A 17371-nucleotide genomic window follows, 5' to 3' on the forward strand; every position below is an offset into this window, starting at 1 on the left:
ATCAGACCGAGCCTTTTTCCGCCAGGACCATGTAGTTGACGTCCATGTCCTTCGACCGCGCCCAGCGGTCGGCCAGCGGGTTGTAGGTGACGCCGGTGCGGTCGATGATGGTCAGGCCGGCGCCGCCAAGCGCCTTTTCGAGCTCTTCCGGACGCACCAGCTTGCCGAACTGGTGGGTGCCGCGCGGCAGCCAGCGCAGCACATATTCGGCGCCGATGATGGCCAAGCCCAGCGCCTTCAGCGTGCGGTTGATGGTGGCCACGAACATGATGCCGCCGGGCCGGACCATCTCGCCGCATTTGGCGACGAACAGGTCGATGTCGGCGACATGCTCGACCACTTCCATGTTGAGGATGACGTCGAATTTTTCGCCGGCATCGGCAAGGTCCTCGGCCGTCGTGGCGCGATAGTCGACGCTGACATTGCCCTCGGCAGCGTGCAGCTTGGCCACTTCGATGTTGGTTTCGGAGGCATCCGCGCCCACAACCTCGGCGCCAAGCCGCGCCATCGGCTCGCACAGAAGTCCGCCACCACAGCCGATGTCGAGGATGCGCAGGCCCTCGAAAGGCCTTGCAGCGCGCGGGTCACGGCCGAAGCGCGTCGCTATCTGGTCGCGGATATAGGCCAGCCGGACCGGATTGAATTTGTGCAGGGGGCGGAACTTGCCGTTCGGGTTCCACCATTCGGCGGCAAGGGCGGAAAAGCGTTCCACTTCTCCGGCATCGATCGTCGATCGTCGGGGCTCTGGCATGGTTGGTCTCCTCGAACGCTAGGAAGTCGGGCGTGAGGCCGCGAATGTCAAGGCAGCAATTTTCGATGCTGCCAAAGGGGCTGACAGACCGGCCGGGCTGGCAGCGCGGCCGACCTACTTCGTGTCCAGCACGTCACGCAGTTTCGCCCCCAGTTGCTCGATGGTGAAGGGCTTGGCGAGGAAATGCACGTCGTGGTCGAGCACGCCGTTGTGGACCACGGCGTTCCTGGTGAAGCCGGTGGTGAAGATCACCTTCAGTTGCGGCATGCGGGCAACGGCCTCTTCCGCCAGCTTGCGGCCGTTCATGACGGGCATGACGATGTCGGTGAACAGAAGGGCGACGTTAGGGCTCTCTGCCAGTTTCTGCAACGCTTCCTCGCCACTCGCGGCATGAATGACGGTGTATCCGAGTTCGCGTATGGCCTCGGTGGTGGAGACCCGCACGCGGGCATCATCCTCGACGACAAGGATCGTTTCGGCGACCGGTGCGGCGGGGCTGTTGCCTCGCCCGGCGGGCAGGGCCGGCTCTTCGGCGCCGAAATACCGCGGCAAGTAGATTTTGATCGTCGTGCCTTCGCCGGGTTCGGAATAGATGTTGACGTGGCCGCCCGACTGTTTGACGAAGCCGAACACCTGGCTCAACCCCAGGCCGGTGCCCTTGTTGACCGGCTTGGTGGTGAAGAAGGGTTCGAATGCCTTGGCCATGACATCGGGGGTCATGCCCGAACCGGTATCGCTGACGGCGATCATCACATACTGGCCGGCCGCGACTTCGGCATGGGCGGCGGCGTAGCTCTCATCGAGATGGCTGTTGGCGGTCTCGATGGTCAGCTTGCCATCATCGCCCATGGCGTCGCGCGCGTTGACGGCCAGGTTGAGAACGGCGTTCTCGATCTGGCTCGGGTCGGCATGGGTTTTCCACAAGCCGCCCGCCAGCACCGTTTCGATGCGGATGGTTTCGCCGAGTGCCCGACGGATCAGGTCGGACATGCCGGTCAGCAGACGGTTGGCGTCGACGATCTGCGGCGCCAGCGGCTGCTGGCGCGAGAAGGCGAGCAGCCGGGCCGTCAGATTGGCGGCACGGGTCGCGGCATCGATCGCCGCGTCGATGAATTGTGCGATGTCGTGCTCGCCGCGCGCCAGCTTGCGCTGGGCGAGATTCATGGCGCTGATGATCACCGCCAGCATGTTGTTGAAGTCGTGGGCGATGCCACCTGTAAGCTGGCCGACCGCCTCCATCTTGTGCATCTGGCGGATCTGGGATTCGGCCTTTTCACGTGTCTCGATCTCATTGCCCAGCGCCACGTTCTTGCGCACCAACTCATCCTGGGCAACGGCAACCTCACGGAAGCGGCGGCGCGATTCCCCGATCGCGTAGCCGGCAAGCAGGAAGATCGCCAGCAGCGCCGCCAGCGAACCGATACGTAGCCAGGCCTCGACCTGGTCGGTATGCGCGTCGCGCGCGGCGACGGCTGCGGCGCTGATGCGTCGGACCGTATCCATGCTGGTCCGGATTTCGTCCATCACGGCCTTGCCCTGGCCGCTGCGAATCAGATCCAGCGCTTTCGTCGCATTGCCCTGGTCGTAAAGGGCAATCGTCTCGGCCAGTTCAGCCTGCTTTTGCGAAAGCGCGTCCTTGATATGGTTGATCGGCTGGACGAGCTGGTCGTCGGGGGCGGTCAAGCTGTCGATGCGGGCAAGTTGGCCCGGAATGGCGCCGACAGCGCTCCGATAGGGTTCGAGATAGGATTTCTCGCCGGTCAGCAGATAGCCCCGCTGGCCGCTCTCGGCTTCCTGCGCCAGAGAAAGCAGACCCGAAAGCAATTGCTGATATTCGATTGCCTCGCGCGCGGCGGCGCGGTTGGCCCGCTGTTCCTCGACCAGCATGGCACGGCTGCCGACAATCAGCGCCAGCACGGCAAAGCCGGCGACAAGCGGGAGCGATTGCCATCGCATGGCACGTCGAAGACGAGCAATCATCATCTGTTATGCCGAATGTTATGCCGAACCAAAAGAATTCCCCGTAGGCAGCATTTCGTAGGCGGCGGCGGGGCGGAAGGCAATATGCCGGCTTCCGGAGCCGGCAATCGGCCGCCAGCCTTGCGAAACCTTCATCATTTGGCTAAGGAGGCCGCGCATTCAGCGGCCGGCGTCAGCCGGCCTTCCGCTTTTCGGGATTCCGGCTTTTGGCCGGGATCCGGCTTCAGGCAAAGGCATTTCGCTCCCATGGCGCGCATCGTGATGAAATTCGGCGGAACCTCGGTCGCCGACATCGCCCGCATCCGCAACGTGGCGCGTCACGTCAAACGCGAGGTCGACGCCGGCCATGAGGTGGCGGTGGTCGTTTCTGCGATGGCCGGGAAAACCAATGAACTGGTCGGCTGGACGCGTGAGGCCTCGCCGATGCATGACGCACGCGAATATGATGCGGTCGTCGCTTCCGGCGAGCAGGTCACGGCCGGCCTTCTGGCCATCACCTTGCAGAACATGGGCGTGCATGCCCGCTCCTGGCAGGGTTGGCAGATCCCGATCAAGACCGACAATGCGCATGGAGCGGCGCGCATCCTCGACATCGACGGCGCGTTCCTGGTCAAGCGCTTCGGCGAGGGCCAGGTGGCGGTGATCGCCGGGTTCCAGGGCATCGGCCCGGACAATCGTATCGCCACGCTCGGCCGCGGCGGCTCCGACACCAGTGCGGTTGCCATCGCCGCGGCGGTCAAGGCCGATCGCTGCGACATCTATACCGACGTCGACGGGGTCTACACCACCGATCCGCGCATCGAGCCCAAGGCGCGGCGGCTGGCCAAGATCTCGTTCGAGGAAATGCTTGAAATGGCCTCGCTCGGCGCCAAGGTTCTGCAGGTGCGTTCGGTCGAGCTTGCCATGGTGCACAGGGTGCGTACCTTCGTGCGGTCGTCCTTCGACGATCCCGACGCGCCCGGAATGGGGGATTTGCTCAATCCGCCCGGAACGCTCATTTGCGACGAGGAAGAGATCGTGGAACAGCAGGTCGTCACCGGAATTGCCTACGCCAAGGATGAAGCGCAGATTTCGCTGCGCCGGGTCGGCGACCGGCCGGGCGTTGCCGCCGGCATCTTCGGGCCGCTGGCCGAGGCCAACATCAATGTCGACATGATCGTCCAGAACATTTCCGAGGACGGCAAGTTCACCGACATGACCTTCACCGTGCCGTCGGGTGATGTCGACAAGGCGCTGGCCGTGCTTGAACGGCTGAAAGCCGAGATCGGCTACGATGTCGTGCAGTCGGAAGCCGGCATGTCGAAGGTTTCGGTCATCGGCATCGGCATGAGGAGCCATGCCGGCGTCGCCGCCACCGCTTTCAAGGCGCTGGCCGACAAATCGATCAACATCCGCGCCATCACGACCTCCGAGATCAAGATTTCGATCCTGATCGACGGTCCGTATACGGAACTTGCGGTTCGTACTTTGCATTCCGTCTACGGTCTGGATAAGCAGTAGCGAGAACGATTTGAGTTGTTGCGTGTGCGCCGGTCGCGGTGGAAACTGCGGCGGGCAGAATGCCCATTGGAGAAGAAGCCGCGATGCGTGATCAGGCCAGTGGCCCGCGCGTTTTGCTCAAACGGCTCCGCGAGCTCATGCAGGAGCCGCTGGAGCCGCAGGAGCGGCTTGACCGGATTGTGCGCGACATCGCCTCCAACATGGTCGCGGAAGTCTGCTCGCTCTATGTGCTGCGCGCCGATTCGGTGCTCGAACTCTACGCCACCGAAGGTCTGAACCCGAACGCCGTCCATTTGGCGCAGTTGCGGCTGGGCCAAGGCCTGGTCGGCACCATCGCCGCCAGCGCGCGGCCGCTCAACCTGTCCAATGCGCAGGAACACCCTGCCTTTGCCTATCTGCCGGAGACCGGGGAAGAGATCTACAACTCGTTCCTCGGCGTGCCGGTGCTGCGGGCAGGGCGCACGCTGGGCGTGCTTGTGGTGCAGAACAAGACCATGCGCCACTACCGCGACGACGAGGTCGAGGCGCTGGAAACTACGGCGATGGTGATCGCCGAGATGATCGCCACCGGCGATCTGGCGCGGCTGACCCGGCCCGGCCTTGAACTCGATCTGCGCCGTCCTGTCAGCTTCACCGGCCTGTCCTTCAATGAAGGCGTCGGGCTCGGCCATGTCGTGCTGCACGAGCCGCGCATCGTCGTCACCAATCTGTTCAACGAAGACAGCGAGGAAGAGGTCCGCCGGCTGGAGACCTCACTCAGCTCGCTCAGGCTGTCCATCGACGACATGCTGGAACGCCGCGACGTCGCCTTCGAGGGCGAGCATCGCCAGGTGCTGGAAGCCTATCGCATGTTCGCCAACGATCGCGGCTGGGTGCGCCGGCTGGAAGAGGCCATCCGCAACGGCCTGACGGCGGAAGCCGCGGTGGAAAAGGTGCAGAGCGACATGCGCGCCCGCATGCTGCACATGACCGATCCCTATCTGCGCGAGCGGATGAGTGATTTCGACGACCTCGCCAACCGCCTGCTGCGCCAGCTGATGGGGCGCGGGCCGGAGGATGTCGCCGCATCGCTGCCAAAGGACGCCATCATCGTCGCCCGTTCGATGGGCGCCGCCGAGCTGCTCGACTATCCCAGGGACAAGATGCGCGGGCTGGTGCTCGAGGATGGTGCCGCGACCAGTCACGTCGTCATCGTCGCGCGTGCCATGGGCATTCCTGTCGCCGGGCAGATGAAGGGCGCCGTTTCCATGGCGGAAAACGGCGATGCCATCATCGTCGACGGCGAAGAGGGCGTGATCCATTTGCGGCCGCAGCCCGACCTCGAAGCCGCCTATGCCGAAAAAGTGCGTTTCAGGGCGCGTCGGCAAGAGGTCTATCGCGAGCTGCGCAAGAAGCCATCGACGACCAGGGACGGGGTCCAGGTCGATCTGTTGATGAATGCCGGTCTTGCCGTCGACCTGCCGCAGCTTGCCGAGGCGGGTGCGGCCGGCATCGGCCTGTTCCGCACCGAACTTCAATTCATGGTCGCCTCGACATTTCCCCGGGCCGAGGCCCAGGAAAAGCTCTACCGCGACGTGCTCGAAGCGGCGCGCGGCAAGCCGGTCACCTTCCGCACCATCGATATTGGCGGCGACAAGGTGCTGCCCTATTTCAAGGGCGCGATCCAGGAAGAGAACCCCGCGCTTGGCTGGCGGGCGATCCGCCTGACGCTCGACCGGCCGGGCCTGCTGCGCACCCAGATACGCGCTTTGCTCAAGGCCAGCGGCGGCCGCGAATTGAAGCTGATGCTGCCGATGGTGACCGAGCTTGGCGAGATCGCCCAGGCACGCGAGATCATCGACCGCGAAGTGCGGCATTTGTCGCGCTTTGCCCATCATTTGCCGACCAGCCTGAAGCTGGGGGCGATGCTGGAAGTGCCGTCGCTCCTGTTCCAGCTCGATGAATTGATGAAGGCGGTCGATTTCGTCTCGGTCGGTTCGAATGACTTGTTCCAGTTCGTCATGGCCGTCGACCGCGGCAACACGCAATTGGCAAACCGCTTCGACACGCTGTCGGCGCCGTTCCTGCGGGTGCTCAAGCAGATCGCCGATGCCGGCGTCCGCAACAATACGCCGGTGACGCTGTGCGGCGAACTCGCCGGCAAGCCGATCTCGGCGATGGCGCTGATCGGTCTCGGTTTCCGCTCGATCTCGATGTCGCCGGCCTCGATCGGTCCGGTCAAGGCGATGCTGACGGAACTGCCGCTGGACGAGTTGAAGGCGTTTTTCGACGACAATCTGATGGCTCCGGCACAGGGCTTGCCGATGCGGGCGCTGCTGCAGGCCTTTGCCGACGACCGTTCGATTCCATTGTAGCAGCCTCATCATGGTCAATTTGCCCCGCGATCGTATGGATCAAGTCGTCAAGCGTTTCGAGATGCTCGAAGCGCAGATGTCGGCCGGTCCGGCGCCGGAAGCCTATGTACGGATGGCGTCCGAATATGCCGAAATCCAGGACATGGTGGCCAAGGTCAGGGCACTGCGCCTGGCCGAGCGTGAGCAGGCCGACCTCGAAGCCATGCTTGCCGACAAGGGCACCGATGCCGAGATGCGGGCGCTCGCCGAGGCCGAGCTGCCCGAGGTCGAGGATCGCATCGAGGCACTGCAGAAGGACATCCAGATCCTGCTGTTGCCCAGGGATGCCGCCGACGACAAGAACGCCATTCTCGAAATCCGCGCCGGCACCGGCGGCGATGAGGCGGCGCTTTTCGCCGGCGACCTGTTTCGCATGTATGAGCGCTACGCTGCCGAACGCGGCTGGCGTTTCGAGACGGCCTCAGCCAGCGATGGCGATGCCGGCGGCTACAAGGAAATCATCGCCACCGTGTCGGGCAAGGGCGTCTTTGCGCACCTGAAATTCGAATCGGGTGTGCACCGCGTGCAGCGCGTGCCGGCGACCGAGGCCAGCGGGCGCATCCACACCTCGGCGGCAACCGTCGCGGTGCTGCCCGAAGCCGAAGAGGTCGACATCGACATCAGGGCCGAAGACATCCGCATCGACACGATGCGCGCCTCGGGTTCGGGCGGCCAGCACGTCAACACCACCGATTCTGCTGTCCGCATCACCCATTTGCCGACCGGCATCATGGTGGTGCAGGCGGAAAAGTCGCAGCACCAGAACCGCGCTAAGGCGATGCAGATCCTGCGGGCCCGGCTCTATGACCTGGAACGCGGCAAGGCGGATGAGGAGCGCTCGGAATCGCGCAAGTCACAGGTCGGTTCCGGTGACCGCTCGGAACGTATCCGGACCTACAATTTCCCGCAAGGCCGCGTCACCGACCACCGCATCAATTTGACGCTCTACAAGCTCGACCGGGTGATGATGGGCGAACTCGACGAGATCATCAACGCGCTGATCGCCGATCACCAGTCCAAGTTGCTCGCCGACATCGGCATCGATGGCTGATCCCGAGACGCTGGGGCAGTTGCTGCGGGAAGCGCAGGCTCGGCTTGCCGCCGCCGCTGTCGACGATCCGGCGCTCGATGCGAGGCTGATCGTCGAGCATTTTTCCGGCACGACCCGAACGCAGGCCATCGCGGAGCCCGAACGCAAGGTCGACGCCGGCGTTGTTGCCGAAATCGGTGCCGCCTTGAGACGCCGCGCTGGCGGCGAGCCGGTACACCGCATCCTCGGCTATCGTGAATTCTACGGTCTGCGCCTGTCGCTGTCGCCGGAAACGCTGGAGCCGCGGCCGGATACCGAAACGCTGGTCGAGGCGATATTGCCCTTCGTCAAGGCCGTTGCGGGGCGGGAAGGCGAGTGCCGCATCCTCGATCTTGGCACCGGCACCGGCGCCATTGCGCTGGCGCTGCTCAGCGCCGTGCCGACGGCGATCGCCACAGGCGTCGATCTGTCCGCGGGTGCGCTGGCGACGGCGGCCGGTAATGCCAGGCAACTGGGCCTTGCAGGCCGGTTCACGACGCTGCAGTCGGACTGGTTCGAAAAAGTTTTCGGCCGGTACCATGTAATCGCCGCAAACCCGCCCTATATAAGCACGGAAGACATTGGAAATCTGCAGGACGAAGTCCGCAATTTCGATCCGCGCCTGGCCCTCGATGGCGGCGCGGACGGTCTGAACCCCTACAGAGCCATCGCCGCGGAGGCGGCAAGGTTTTTGGAAACTGAAGGCAGGATTGCGGTCGAGATCGGCCATACGCAACGCAACGAGGTCTGCGAGATATTCGCTGCAGCCGGCTACGTGCCGGGCGGTGCTTTCCGTGACCTCGGTGGAAACGACAGGGTTATTGTCTTTGAAAGGATAAAGCCTTGACGCAGTGCAAAAAAGCGCTTGGCAATGCCGGGGAATGCGGCTAGGGTCGCCTTAACCGGATGAGACGAAGCAGGCAGTGCTCTTAGCGATTCGGTTTTCCTTGGAAATAGCTGCCTTCTTGCGCAAACGATGCCCAAGCTTCGTGCGGGAATCGTCCGGCAAGTGATGTAACCGGAACAGGATGGCACGTGGCGCCAACGCAATCGATGCGGGCGAACGCCGGTGAAGAGACGAAACGGCTGGCTGCATGAGCGCCTCCGTTCGTGAAGAGTTTTTCGAAAATTTCAAAATGAAGAGAGTTTGATGAGGCCACAACAGCAGAACAGGCGCATGCGCGGTCGCAACAATAATGGCGGCGGCGGTGGGAACAATAACAACAATAATAACAACAACAACCGCAAGGGGCCTAATCCCCTGACGCGCAACTACGAGAGCAACGGCCCGGATGTGAAGATCCGCGGCTCGGCTCAGCAGATCGCCGAAAAATACGCCACCCTTGCCCGCGATTCTCACAGCTCCGGCGACCGGGTCATGGCGGAGAACTATCTCCAGCACGCCGAGCATTACAATCGCATCATCGCGGCCGCACAGGCGCAGATGCCGATCCAGAACGCGCAGCAGAATCGCGATGATTTCGACGATGACGGCGATGAGGACCGCGACGATTTCGATAATAGCGGCAACAACAGCAACGCCGCTTCCGACGTCCAGATCCCGGTGGTCAACCATGGTGCCGGCCCGCAGCCGGTCATCGAAGGTACGCCGGCCGAGGTCGCGCTCAACCGGGAAGGTGGCCGCGAGGCCCGCGACAACAATGGCGGGCGCAACAATGGTGGCCGCGACAACAATGGCGGGCGCCATCGCGATCGTCGCCCCAATGGCGGTTATGGCCAGAACGGCCAGCGCGACTTTGGTTCGCCGATGGAGCAAGCTGGTCAGCCCCAAGGCAACGAGTCCCCGATTCAGAGCGAAGCCGTTTCGCCGACCGAATCTGTAGCGCCGGCCGAACCGGCTCCGGTGTTCGAGAATCTTTCCCCGGCAGGTCTTGCCGCCCAGGCCGAACTCAACGAGGCGGCCGCCGAAAGTGGGGCTGCCCGTCGTCCGCGTCGTCCGCGCCGCCCTCGCGTCAACGCCGATCAGGTTGATGGCGGCAGTGACAATGCCAATTCCGGGACCGATGCCGGCGAGGTGGCTGCGGCCCCGGTCGACAGCGGCAACGCCCAACCGGTCAATGTCGATCTCGACAACTGATCGAACGGCATTTCAAGGCATTGAACGGCGGAGAGAGATCTCCGCCGTTTTCGTTTTGCGCGGCTGTGCAATATTATGCGGTTGCCGATATCGAGACGTCTTGAGGGTTCGGGGCCTGTGCACCATATCAGCCTCAACTGGACCCGGCTCGAATGAGCGGGTCCGTCACCGCAATCGGATCCGGTGCCGCAAAGCGGGCCGGTGATGGAAGGAGACAGATATGAACCTTGAGAAATACTCAGAGCGCGTGCGCGGCTTTATCCAGTCCGCGCAGACCATGGCGCTTTCCCGCAACCATCAGCAATTCACCCCTGAACATATCCTGAAAGTGCTCGTCGACGACGACGAGGGCCTGGCCGCGTCGCTGATCGAACGCGCCGGCGGCAACGTCCGCGACGTCAAGCTTGGCGTCGAGACGGCGCTCGAAGCGATGCCCAAGGTCGAGGGCGGCAATGGCCAGCTCTACCTGGCGCAGCCGCTGGCAAAAGTGTTTTCGACCGCCGAGGAACTGGCCAAGAAAGCCGGCGACAGCTTTGTCACGGTCGAGCGGCTCTTGCAGGCGCTCGCCATGGAGAAATCTGCCAAGACCGCCGACATACTGGCCAAGGCCGGCGTCACCGCGCAGGCGCTCAACCAGGTCATCAATGACGTCCGCAAGGGCCGCACCGCCGATTCGGCGAGTGCCGAACAGGGCTACGACGCGCTGAAGAAATACGCGCGCGACCTGACCGCGGATGCGCGCGCCGGTAAGCTCGATCCGGTCATCGGCCGTGACGACGAGATCCGCCGCACCATCCAGGTGCTGTCGCGCCGTACCAAGAACAATCCCGTGCTGATCGGCGAACCGGGCGTCGGCAAGACGGCGATCGCCGAGGGCCTGGCGCTGCGCATCGTCAACGGCGACGTACCGGAATCGCTGAAGGACAAGCAGCTGATGGCGCTCGACATGGGCGCGCTGATTGCCGGCGCCAAATATCGCGGCGAGTTCGAGGAGCGGCTGAAGGCTGTGCTCTCCGAAGTCACCTCGGCCAACGGCAACATCATCCTGTTCATCGACGAGATGCACACGCTGGTCGGCGCCGGCAAGGCGGATGGCGCCATGGATGCGTCGAACCTGTTGAAGCCGGCTTTGGCGCGGGGCGAGTTGCACTGCGTCGGCGCCACCACGCTCGATGAGTATCGCAAGCATGTCGAGAAGGATGCAGCGCTTGCCCGGCGCTTCCAGCCGGTGTTCGTCGATGAGCCGACGGTGGAAGACACCGTTTCGATCCTGCGCGGTCTGAAGGAGAAGTACGAGCAGCACCACAAGGTGCGCATTTCGGATTCGGCGCTGGTGGCGGCGGCGACGCTGTCCAACCGCTACATCGCCGACCGCTTCCTGCCTGACAAGGCGATCGACCTGGTTGACGAAGCCGCATCGCGGCTGCGCATGCAGGTCGATTCCAAGCCCGAGGCGCTGGACGAGATCGATCGCCGCATCATGCAGCTCAAGATCGAGCGCGAGGCGCTGAAGGTCGAGACGGACGATGCTTCGAAGGACCGGCTCGCCCGCCTGGAAAAGGAACTCGTCGGCCTCGAGGAAGAATCGACCGAGATCACCGCCAAATGGCAGGCCGAGAAGCAGAAGCTCGGGCTTGCCGCCGATCTGAAGAAGCAGCTCGACGAGGCGCGCAACGACCTTGCCATTGCCCAGCGCAAGGGTGAATTCCAGCGCGCCGGCGAGCTTGCCTATGGCAAGATCCCGGAGCTGGAAAAGAAGCTGAAGGAGGCCGAGGCCCAGGACGGCAAGGCCGGCATGGTCGAAGAGGTGGTCACCCCCGACCACGTCGCCCATATCGTCTCGCGCTGGACCGGCATTCCGGTCGACAAGATGCTGCAGGGCGAGCGCGACAAGCTGCTGCGCATGGAAGACGAGATCGGCAAGCGCGTCGTCGGCCAGGGCGAGGCGGTGCAGGCTGTCTCGAAGGCGGTGCGGCGCGCCCGCGCGGGCCTGCAGGATCCGAACCGGCCGATCGGCTCGTTCATGTTCCTCGGGCCGACGGGCGTCGGCAAGACCGAGTTGACCAAGGCGCTGGCGAGCTTCCTGTTCGACGACGAGAGCGCGATGGTGCGCATCGACATGTCGGAGTTCATGGAAAAGCACTCGGTCTCGCGGCTGATCGGCGCGCCTCCCGGCTATGTCGGCTATGAGGAAGGCGGCGCGCTGACCGAAGCTGTGCGGCGCAGGCCCTATCAGGTCGTGCTGTTCGACGAGATCGAGAAGGCGCATCCGGATGTGTTCAATGTGCTGTTGCAGGTGCTCGACGACGGCCGCCTGACCGACGGGCAGGGCCGCACCGTGGACTTCCGCAACACGCTGATCATCATGACGTCGAATCTCGGCGCCGAATATCTCGTTAATCTCGGCGAGGGCCAGGATGTCGATGAAGTCCGCGACGAGGTGATGAACGTCGTCAAGGCATCGTTCCGGCCGGAGTTCCTCAACCGTGTCGACGAAGTGATCCTGTTCCACCGGCTGCGCCGGCAGGATATGGGCCGCATCGTCGAGATCCAGCTCAAGCGGCTGGAGAGCCTGCTTGTCGACCGCAAGATCACGCTGTCGCTGGACCAGGAGGCGGTCGACTGGCTGGCCGCCAAGGGTTACGACCCGGCCTATGGCGCGCGGCCGCTGAAGCGGGTGATGCAGAAGGAATTGCAGGACCCGCTGGCGGAGAAGATCCTGCTCGGCGACATCCTCGACGGCTCGACCGTCAAGGTGACAGCCGGTTCCGACCGGCTGAACTTCCGCTCGAAGCCGACGATCGTGGCGGCCGAAGCGGCGGCCTGATCCTAACGCCGCGCGTCCATGCTGGACGCGCGGCTTTTTCATACACACGTGGGGCGGGGATGACGCTGGACGACTACAACGGCTTTTGCGCCTCGCTGCCCGCGACGAGCCACGTTGTCCAATGGGGCGGCGCCCATGTCTGGAAGGTTGGAGCCAAGGTCTTCGCGATCGGTGGCTGGGATCAAGGCCAGCAGCTCTTCGTCACCTTCAAATGCTCCGATGTCGCCTATGACGTGCTCAAGGAGCAGCCGGGCCTGCGGCCCGCGCCCTATCTTGCCTCGCGCGGCATGACGTGGATCCAGCGTCGGACAAGCCAGAGCATGGATGATGCCGCACTGAAGGACTATCTGCGTGAGAGCCATCGCCTTGTCGCCCTGAAGCTGACCAGGCAGGCGCGCAAGGAATTGGGACTTGCCGAAGCTAGCTAATATTCCTCAAGGCGCCGGAAAACTGCCATCTTCATGCCCGGTTCATATTGGAACCTTATGCTTAGCAAATGGTTTGCTGGCGAAGGGGTTCGCCAAGGGATGATGCCGGGCGGCGGCAATTACGGACCGGAGAGTTTCGCCACTATGCTGCGCACGATCTTCACCCTTTCGGTACTCGCCGGCGGGCTTTTGTCTTCTGGCGCGCTCGGCGCGCCGACGCAGGACAGCGCACCACGGATTGTCCGCGCCGCCAATGACGGCGGCATCCTTGTCGCTCAGGACGGCAATCTCGACATCTACTACGACGCCAGGGGCAATCGCGTCATCGTCGATGCCGATACCGGCAAGGTGATCGCCATCCAGCCGCCGCAGACCCGGCTCGACCGCCGCGCCTTGCGCCGCGATACACGACTGCGCGAACTGGGCCGCGCCCCCGAGGGCGACGACCGTTATTATCTCGACGATCCGGAAGACATGGCGCGGTTCCGCCGCCAGCAGTTGGAAGAGGAAGGCCGCGTGATCCCGCCGCCGGCGGACGAGTACGATCCCTATGGGGACAATTCCGTCGAAGCCTACCCGCCGGCGCCGCGGGACGATGGCAGCTACGACGACAATTTTCCCGACGCGCCGCGGCCGGCAAAGCCAGGTACCATCAAGCGCCAGCCGCTGAACGAGGCCTCGATAGACCCTGCCCCGCCGGCGACGTCAGCCGATCAGGCGGCTCTGCCGCCAAAGGCTGGCGACAAGACCACTGTTGCCCCGGCACTTTCGCTGGGAGCGCGCCAGGAAGTCGCCGCCCTTCAGGTGCTGCTCGACCGGGGTGGCGCTTCGCCTGGCGTGATCGACGGGCGTTTCGGTTCGAATGTCGACAAGGCGCTCGCCGCCTACAACCAGATCACCGGCGCCAGTCTGCGATCGACCGACGCGGTCGCCATCCAGGCGGCACTTGCGCAATCCGGCGGCGATGCCTTCGCCAACTACACGATCACAGCCGAGGATGCGGCCGGTCCCTATGTCGCGTCGATCCCGGAAGACTACAGCCAGAAGGCGCAACTCGACCGCATGGGTTATACGTCGGTGACCGAGGCGCTCGCGGAGCGCTTCCACATGGACGAGAATTATCTCAAGGCGCTCAACCCGGACGTCGATTTCAATCGTCCCGGCACGATCATCAAGGTTGCCAATTTCGGCAGGCTGGTTTCGACGCCGGTAGCCCGCATCGTCGCCGACAAGGACAAGAAAGAGGTTTTCGCCTATGACGCCGGCGGCAAACTGGTCGCCGCCTATCCCGCAACCATCGGCTCATCGGACACGCCGTCACCGTCCGGCATACACACGGTGTCGCGCGTCGCGCTCGATCCGAACTACACCTACAACCCCAGCATCAATTTCAAGCAGGGCCAAAACGACAAGGTCCTGACCATTCCGCCGGGCCCGAACGGTCCCGTCGGTTCGGTCTGGATCGCCCTGGACAAGCCGACTTACGGCATCCACGGCACGCCGGACCCGTCGAAGATCGGCAAGACCGAAAGCCATGGCTGCGTACGCCTGACCAACTGGGACGCGCGGGAACTGGCCAAGCTGGTTTCGCCGGGTGTGACGGTGGAGTTTGTCGGCGGACCTTCAGCCGATAACCTTGCGCAGCAGTGAACTGTGACGTGCGGCGGGATGGACCAGCTGCACGATCAGGATGAAGCCGAGCTTCAGGGGTCCTCATCGAAATTCCCGCAGGCTGCACGCAACGAGGCCAGCATGACTGTGCCATCTGCACCCTGACAGGGTGCAGCCCTGGCCAAACCGCTGGTTTCAGCGACAGCAAGCCACTGGCTGGTTGTTGCCGGAGCGCTGGGGGTTTAAGCAAGATTTCATGCATTCACCAAGTGAAGCCGCCGCCGTCCCGCTGCCCAGTCCGGTCACGAATGGGACGTTCTGTCCGCAGTCGCGGCGGCGATTTGTGCTGATCGCGGCAATCCTGGCCTCGGCGCTTGGCTTCATAGACGGCTCGATCCTGGCCATCGCCACGCCGGCGATCCGCGTTAACCTTGGCGCCAGCCTTGCCGAGGCGCAGTGGATTTCCAATGCCTATGCGTTGACGCTGTCGGCGCTGATCCTGGCCGGGGGTGCTGCCGGCGACCGATTCGGTCTGCGCCGCGCCTTCGTGGCGGGCATTGCGCTGTTCATCGTCGCTTCGCTGGCCTGTGCGCTGGCGCCGAATGCCATTGTGCTGATCGCCTTTCGCGCGTTGCAGGGCATCGGTGCGGCAATCATGGTGCCCGGCAGCCTCGCCATCATCGCCAAGGCCTACCCGAAGAAAGAACGCGGCCGCGCGATTGGGATCTGGGCGGCGGCTTCAGCGCTGACCACGGCACTTGGCCCGGTGTTCGGCGGTTTCGTGCTGTCGGCCTTCGGCGACGGCATCTGGCGGGCGATCTTCGCCATCAACCTGCCGCTGGGCTTGATCTCGATCTGGCTTCTGCTGGCCAAGGTTCCTGCCGATACGCCGACGGAGAAACGCAGCCTGGATCTCGGCGGTGCAGCGCTCGCGACGTTGGCCTTCGGTGCGCTTGCCTATGGGCTGACCTCGATGAGTGCCAGCGGCGAGGGCCTCATGGCAGGGCCGAGCATTGCCGCCGGCGTCGTATTGCTGGCGGTCTTCATCGTCTTCGAGCTTCGGCAGCGCCAGCCGATGATCGACCTCAGCCTGTTTCGCGTCGGTGCTTTCGCCGGCGCCAATGTAGCGACGTTCTTCCTCTATTTTGCGCTGTCGGCCAACCTTTTCTATCTGCCGATGCTGCTGATCGCCGGCTGGGGGCTGAGCACGGCCGAGGTCGGCTTCATCTTCCTGCCCTTGTCGGCAGCGATCGCGCTTTTGTCGGGACCTGTCGGCAAGCTGTCGGACCGGATCGGACCGCGTTTTCCGATCGCCTGCGGCAGTCTGGTCGTGGCTTTTGCGTTTGCCGGGCTGGCCTTGCTCACCTATGCTGGCATCCACAATTTCTGGACGGGAACATTCCCGCTGATGGGGCTGATGGGGCTCGGCATGGCTCTGGTCGTGTCGCCTTTGTCGACCGCGATCATGACGGCGGTGGAGGACAAGGATACGGGGGCGGCCTCCGGCATCAACAATGCCGTCTCACGCATCGGCGGTTTGATCGCGGTGGCGGCGATGGGCTCGCTTGCCGCATGGGTCTACGCGAATGCATTGGACGCGAGCGCAACGTCCGGCATCCCGGGATTTGGTGAACCGGCGCCAGCCGGGCTTGCGCCGGCCATCGATGCGGCAAGGCTCGCCGCCAGCGACGCCGCTTTCGCCGCGGTTTCTTCGGTGACCGCGCTGCTTTGCCTGCTTGCGGCTGTTATCGCCTGGGCGACCATTCCCGGTGAGCGATTGCCATGGCCGCGACAGGCCGAAGATACGCAAAGCTGAAGCGGATCAACCGTCGATCTTGGCGCTCGCAACCTTCAGCGAATCGCTGTCTTCCTGCTTCAGCAGTTCGTCGATGCGCTCGCGCTCGCGCTTGAAGGCGACGAGGTCATCGCCCTTCAGCACCTTGCCGACCGGCAGGCGGACACGCATCGGATCAACCTTGGTGCCGTTGACGATAAGCTCGTAGTGAAGATGCGGGCCGGTGGCGAGGCCGGTCTGGCCGAGGAAGCCGATGGTCTGGCCCTGGCGGACGTGCACGCCCGGTTCGATGCCTTTGGCAAAGGCGCTCTGGTGATTGTAGGACGTTTCGTAGCCATTGGCGTGGCGGATGATGATCTGCTTGCCGTAACCGCCGGCCCAGCCGACCTTCTCGACCGTGCCGTTGCCGGCGGCGATGATCGGCGTGCCGATGGGTGCTGCCCAGTCGACGCCGGTGTGCATGCGGACATAGCCGAGGATGGGATGCCTGCGGGCGCCGAAACCGGAGCGGAATTTCCCGGCGGGCAGGGGATTGCGCAACAGGAACTGCTCGGCGCTCGAGCCGTCCTCATCGAAATAGTCGGTGCCGCCGTCCTGCATCTGGAAGCGGTAGAAGTTGCGGGTCTGGCCGCCGAACGTCGCCGAGACGTAAAGGAGTTCGGAGCTGTCCGAGGTCTGGTCGTCGCCGTCGGGCTGCGAGAACAGGACTTCGATGCGGTCGGCGGGGCTGAGGCGGGACTGGAAGTCGACGTCGGACGCCAGCAGCTTGATCAACCGCTGCGTCATCGCCTTGGACATGCCGTAGGAATAGGCGGCGCGGTAGATGCCGTCATAGACGTTGGGCAGGTTGCCGCGCACCACGACCGGCGCCGACGAATCATCGAAGGCTGTCAGCAATTCGGGGTTCGGATCCGGTTCC

The 17371-nt window shown here is 63.9% G+C and carries 12 protein-coding genes (1 of these 12 only partly in view); 9 read left to right on the forward strand and 3 right to left on the reverse strand.

Translation table 11 applies throughout. The annotated features are described in order from the left end of the window. Window position 1 precedes the first annotated feature (1 nt). Together ubiG and MESCI2_RS0120290 are read right to left on the reverse strand one after the other, a co-directional pair. A complete protein-coding gene (gene ubiG, locus MESCI2_RS0120285) occupies window positions 2-751 on the reverse strand; it encodes a bifunctional 2-polyprenyl-6-hydroxyphenol methylase/3-demethylubiquinol 3-O-methyltransferase UbiG (protein WP_023811162.1) in 750 nt (249 codons plus the stop codon). 114 nt (window positions 752-865) lie between these two features. Then, entirely contained in the window at window positions 866-2707 is a 1842-nt protein-coding gene (locus tag MESCI2_RS0120290; RefSeq protein ID WP_027038175.1) for a CHASE3 domain-containing protein, read from the reverse strand. Between the two features lie 270 nt (window positions 2708-2977). Here MESCI2_RS0120290 and MESCI2_RS0120295 point away from each other — a divergent pair, with 270 nt between their 5' ends. The 9 genes from MESCI2_RS0120295 (at window position 2978) to MESCI2_RS0120335 (ending at window position 16473) form a co-directional block, all read left to right on the forward strand. Continuing rightward, window positions 2978-4231 carry an aspartate kinase gene (locus MESCI2_RS0120295; RefSeq protein WP_027038176.1) on the forward strand — a complete coding sequence of 418 codons (1254 nt, stop codon included), beginning with the start codon at window positions 2978-2980 and terminating at the stop codon, window positions 4229-4231. A gap of 83 nt (window positions 4232-4314) precedes the next feature. Then, a complete protein-coding gene (gene ptsP, locus MESCI2_RS0120300) occupies window positions 4315-6585 on the forward strand; it encodes a phosphoenolpyruvate--protein phosphotransferase (protein ID WP_027038177.1) in 2271 nt (756 codons plus the stop codon). Between the two features lie 10 nt (window positions 6586-6595). Next, a complete protein-coding gene (prfA, locus tag MESCI2_RS0120305; RefSeq protein ID WP_027038178.1) occupies window positions 6596-7675 on the forward strand; it encodes a peptide chain release factor 1 in 1080 nt (359 codons plus the stop codon). Beyond that, window positions 7668-8540: a peptide chain release factor N(5)-glutamine methyltransferase gene (gene prmC / locus MESCI2_RS0120310; RefSeq protein ID WP_027038179.1), complete on the forward strand. Its 873-nt coding sequence runs from the start codon at window positions 7668-7670 to the stop codon at window positions 8538-8540. Before prfA ends, prmC begins: the two co-directional genes overlap by 8 nt. 303 nt (window positions 8541-8843) lie before the next feature. Then, a complete protein-coding gene (locus MESCI2_RS0120315) occupies window positions 8844-9791 on the forward strand; it encodes a DUF4167 domain-containing protein (protein WP_027038180.1) in 948 nt (315 codons plus the stop codon). Window positions 9792-10011: 220 nt separating this feature from the next. After that, window positions 10012-12618, forward strand: a complete 2607-nt coding sequence (gene clpB / locus MESCI2_RS0120320) for an ATP-dependent chaperone ClpB (RefSeq protein WP_027038181.1) — start codon at window positions 10012-10014, stop codon at window positions 12616-12618. A 59-nt stretch (window positions 12619-12677) separates the two neighbouring features. Then, window positions 12678-13046 carry an MmcQ/YjbR family DNA-binding protein gene (locus tag MESCI2_RS0120325; protein ID WP_027038182.1) on the forward strand — a complete coding sequence of 123 codons (369 nt, stop codon included), beginning with the start codon at window positions 12678-12680 and terminating at the stop codon, window positions 13044-13046. A gap of 144 nt (window positions 13047-13190) precedes the next feature. Beyond that, window positions 13191-14696, forward strand: coding sequence for a L,D-transpeptidase family protein (locus MESCI2_RS0120330; RefSeq protein WP_027038183.1), 1506 nt, complete (start codon window positions 13191-13193; stop codon window positions 14694-14696). 217 nt (window positions 14697-14913) lie between these two features. Then, window positions 14914-16473, forward strand: a complete 1560-nt coding sequence (locus tag MESCI2_RS0120335; RefSeq protein WP_027038184.1) for an MFS transporter — start codon at window positions 14914-14916, stop codon at window positions 16471-16473. 6 nt (window positions 16474-16479) lie between these two features. On the opposite strand, the gene MESCI2_RS0120340 is transcribed toward MESCI2_RS0120335, so the two are convergent. Continuing rightward, window positions 16480-17371: the 3' portion of a M23 family metallopeptidase gene (locus tag MESCI2_RS0120340; RefSeq protein ID WP_027038185.1), read on the reverse strand. 1076 nt of this gene lie beyond the right edge of the window; only the last 892 of its 1968 coding nucleotides appear in the window; the start codon falls outside the window, past its right edge; it ends in the stop codon at window positions 16480-16482.

The sequence above is a fragment of the Mesorhizobium ciceri WSM4083 genome (assembly GCF_000519305.1).
In the GTDB taxonomy this organism is placed as follows: domain Bacteria; phylum Pseudomonadota; class Alphaproteobacteria; order Rhizobiales; family Rhizobiaceae; genus Mesorhizobium; species Mesorhizobium ciceri_B.